Genomic DNA, 4180 nt, shown 5'->3' on the forward strand with positions numbered 1-4180 from the left:
GCCAAGCGCCTTGAAGCTGCCGAGGCCGAGGCGAAAGCCTTCATCCTTGATATGGATGGCGCCCAGTCCGAATTCGCTGGCGAGCGCCGGCAGTGCATGCAGCGGCGTCATCCGGTGATTGTCGCGGTGGCTGAGAAAACGCTCGACTGTGTCGGCTCCGGCCACGCCAAGGGTTTCGGCATCGATCGGATCGAGCGGCCGGCGGTGCGATGCGTTGCGGTTGAGCAGGAACATTGGCCGGTCCCGTTGGTCAGCGAGAACATATTGCAGGAGCGACGCAAAGAGCGCTGTAATATGGTCTCTTAAATGCAAGTTTGTTTCGTCCGGGATATTCCATTGCCTGCATTGCCGTCCTCGCTCGATAGTTTCGATCTCGCCATCCTTGCCATCCTGCAGCGCGACAACACGACGCCGCAGCGGTTGATCGGCGAGGCGGTGAACCTGTCGGCGCCGGCGGTGCAGCGCCGCATCAAGCGCATGGAGCAGACCGGCGTCATTGCCGGCAATGTCGCTGTCGTCGAGCCGGCAGCGGTCGGCCACCCCATCACCATCTTCGTCGAGGTGGAACTCGAGAGCGAACGCGCCGAACTGATCGACGCGGCCAAGCGGCAGTTCTCGGCGACCCCCGAGGTCCAGCAATGCTATTACGTCACCGGCGAGGCCGACTTCATCCTGGTCATCACAGTGGCCGACATGGGCGCCTATGAGGCGCTGACGCGAAAACTGTTCTTCGACAGCAACAATGTCCGAAAATTCCGCACGTTCGTTGCCATGGACCGGGTCAAGGTAGGGTTGACGGTGCCTTTGCCTGTCTAAATATTTGTCGCGCGGCAGGCCTTTACTTTCCCACCATGTTTTTGACATTCTCGGGCTGTGAATTCTGCCGCGGAGGCGCGCTTGGACGACACCACCCCAGTTGCGATCATCGGTGCCGGGCCGGCGGGCCTGGCCATTGCCGCGTGCCTGCGGCAGAGCGGGCCGGATTTCGTCCTGCTGGAAAAGGAGCAGCAGGCCGCACCCGCCTGGCGACGCCACTATGAGCGCGTCCATTTGCACACGGCCAAGCGCTTTTCCTCGCTGCCCTTCGCGCCCTTCCCCAGGGACTATCCGCGTTATGTGCCGCGCGATCTCTTCGTCGACTATCTCGATGCCTATGCGCAACGTTTCGATCTGCGGCCGCGATTTGGAGAAACAGTGCGGGCGATCACCCGGCGGGGCAGAAGCTGGCTCGTGGATACGACGACCGGCCCCTTGCATGCTTCAAACGTTGTGATTGCATCTGGCAACAACGCAGAGCCGCTGATGCCCGGATTTGCCGGCGCCGATACCTTCAAGGGCCGAAAGCTGCATAGCGCCGACTATCGCAACGCAATGCCTTTCGCCGGTCAGCCGGTGCTGATCGTCGGCATGGGCAATACCGGCGCCGAGATTGCGCTCGATCTGGTGGAAGGCGGTGCGCGGCCGACGATTTCGGTGCGCGGCGGCGTTCATATCGTACCGCGCGAACTGCTTGGCGTGCCCATCCAGATGATCGGCATGGCGGCGCGCCTGATGCCGCAGCGCATCAACGATGCCTTGTTCCCCATCATCCTCGATCTGGCGTTGGGCAGGCTGGAGAAGTACGGGCTCAAGCGGCCCAAGCAAGGAATGCTGCAGCAGATCAGCGAGGCGTCCCGCATTCCGACGATCGATATCGGCACGGTGAGCAAGATCCGCGAAGGTGCGATCAAGATCGTACCCGACATTGCCGAGATCACCGAACAGGGCGCCCGTTTTGCCGACGGCAGGCATGGCGAGTTCGATGCGATCATCTTCGCCACCGGCTTCCGGCCCGGCTACGCCAAATTGCTGGAGCCCGGCGTTCAGCCAGAGCGCAGCGGCGTCAATGCGAGGGCTTCAGAGCTTGGCCTCTATCTCATCGGCTTTCACAGTCCGGTCACCGGATTGCTGCGCGAAATCTCGATCGAGGCCGAGCAGATCGCCGACGACATCAGTCTTAGGCGAAACCGAAAGAAGGTGGCCGAAGCCCTGCCGGTATAATTTGACGCGAGAGCAACTGAGTTCTCTCACCTTGCCGCGCGCAGCCAGACCTTGTTGTCGTGGAAGGCAGCACCCCCATAGGGTGCAGGCGCGTCGGCGCCGGTCAAAACGTTGATGCCCTCGCCGCGCTCATGGGCGCTGTTTGGCCAGATGCCTTCGGCGATCACCACGCCACGCTTGATGCCGTCGAACAGTTTTGCATGCAGCACGACTTCGCCGCGCTGGTTGCCGACCTCGACACGGTCGCCATCGGCCAGCCCAAGTGCCGCGGCATCGTCGGGATGTAGAAGCAGTTCCGGGCGGCCCTCCCTGGCTTTCGACACCGGTGTTTCCGAGAATGTCGAATTGAGGAAGTTGCGCGCCGGCGACGTCGTCAGCCGGAACGGGTGGGCTTCGTCGGCGACCTCGATCAGGTCGACATGGTCGGGGAATTCCGGCAGCCGCGCCACCGGGCCGAACAGGCCCATGCTTTTGGGCGGCCGGTTGGGCGCCGCCTGCCCGGTCCAGTCGGCGCGGAAGCGGAATTTTCCATCCGCGTGGCCAAATCCGTTGATGAAGTGTGCTGCCTCGAAATCCGGCTGCAGGTCGACCCATTTGTCTTGCTTCAAGCTTTCGAAACTGCCCAGCCCGCGCTTGCCCAGGATGATGTCGATATGCTGCTGCTCGGTCAGGCCGAAACCCGGACGGTCGGCGACACCGAGGCGATCAGCCAATTGCTCGATGACGAAATGGTTGGTGCGCGGTCCCTCCGGCGGCTCGATCAGCTTGGGGCCAAGCGTGATGTGCTGGTTGCCGCCGCCCTTGTAGACATCGTCGTGCTCGAGGAACATCGTGGCCGGCAATACGATGTCGGCAAGCTTGGCCGTGTCGGTCATGAACTGCTCGTGCACGCAAGTGAACAGGTCGTCGCGCAGGAAGCCTTGCGTCACCAGCCGCTGCTCCGGCGCGACATTCACCGGATTGGTGTTCTGGATCAGCATCGCCGTCACCGGCGGGCCACCATAGAGCGCATCGCTGGCACCGGTCAGCACCGGGCCGATGCGCGAATGGTCGAGATAGCGGATCGAGGGATCGCGCATCTTGGTGCCTTCGAGCACATCCTGGTTGAGCTTGAAGATGCCGGAATTGGAATGGAAGGCGCCGCCGCCCTCATATTGCCAGCTGCCGGTGACAGCCGCGATGCACGAGGCGGCATGCATGTTGACGGCGCCATTGCGCTGGCGTGCAAAACCATAGCCGAGGCGGAAATAGGTCTTCTTGGTCGTGCCGACGAGGCGGGCGAAGGCCTCGATCTCGGCAACCGTCAGGCCCGTGATCCCGGCCGCCCACGCCGGCGTGTGCGTCTCGAGATGCGCTTCCAGCCCTCTCGGGTCGTCGGTGTATTTCGAGAGATAGGCGCGGTCGGCCATGCCCTCCTTGAACAGCACATGCATGACCGCGCAGGCCAGCGCGCCGTCGGTGCCCGGCTTCAGCACCAGGCCGAGATCGGCCTGCTTCATCGTCGCGTTTTCGTAGACGTCGATGACGACGATCTTGGCGCCGCGCTCCTTGCGCGCCTTGATGGCGTGGGTCATGACGTTGACTTGGGTCACCACCGCATTGGTGCCCCAGATCACCACGCAATCGGATTTCGCCATCTCGCGCGGGTCCGGCCCGCGCAAGGCGCCGGCCCCCATCATCCAGCCCGTCCAGGCGAGATTGGTGCAGATTGACCCGAAGAAGCCGGAATACTTTTTCGCGTGGCGCAGCCGGTCGATGCCGTCGCGCTGCACCAGCCCCATCGTGCCGGCATAGTAGTAGGGCCAGATCGTCTCCGAGCCGTACCTCTCCTCGGCCGCAATGAACTTTTCGGCGACGAGGTCGAGCGCGGCCTCCCAACTCGCTTCCTTCCAGGCGCCGTCGCCCTTAGCGCCGGCGCGGATCAGCGGCTTCAGCAAACGGTCGGGATGGTGGACGCGGTCGGCATAACGCGCAACCTTGGCGCAGACGACGCCGGCGGTGTAGCTGTTGGACTTGGCGCCATGGACGCGGCCGATCCGATTGCCGTCGAGCAGTTCGACCTCGAGCGCACAGGTCGACGGGCAATCATGCGGACAGGCGGAATGGCCGATTCTGAGCTTGGCGCGCTGGTTCATGCGGC

General features: G+C 63.2%; 3 protein-coding genes and 1 pseudogene. 2 read left to right on the top strand and 2 right to left on the bottom strand.

Annotation, left to right across the window (positions count from 1 at the left end):
* Positions 1–234, bottom strand: a pseudogene (locus EN925_RS25640) (diaminopropionate ammonia-lyase); the annotation flags it as partial.
* Between the two features lie 72 nt (positions 235–306).
* Here EN925_RS25640 and EN925_RS25645 point away from each other — a divergent pair.
* Both EN925_RS25645 and EN925_RS25650 read left to right on the top strand, forming a co-directional pair.
* Positions 307–816 carry an Lrp/AsnC family transcriptional regulator gene (locus EN925_RS25645; protein WP_164754774.1) on the top strand — a complete coding sequence of 170 codons (510 nt, stop codon included), beginning with the start codon at positions 307–309 and terminating at the stop codon, positions 814–816.
* Positions 817–897: 81 nt separating this feature from the next.
* Positions 898–2040: an NAD(P)/FAD-dependent oxidoreductase gene (locus tag EN925_RS25650; protein WP_127366037.1), complete on the top strand. Its 1143-nt coding sequence runs from the start codon at positions 898–900 to the stop codon at positions 2038–2040.
* A gap of 26 nt (positions 2041–2066) precedes the next feature.
* Here EN925_RS25650 and EN925_RS25655 read toward each other — a convergent pair whose 3' ends face one another.
* Entirely contained in the window at positions 2067–4175 is a 2109-nt protein-coding gene (locus EN925_RS25655; protein ID WP_128337022.1) for a molybdopterin oxidoreductase family protein, read from the bottom strand.
* Positions 4176–4180 lie beyond the last annotated feature (5 nt).

Origin of the sequence: Mesorhizobium sp. M7A.F.Ca.US.006.04.2.1 (assembly GCF_004022915.1) — a bacterium.
Lineage (GTDB): Bacteria > Pseudomonadota > Alphaproteobacteria > Rhizobiales > Rhizobiaceae > Mesorhizobium > Mesorhizobium ciceri.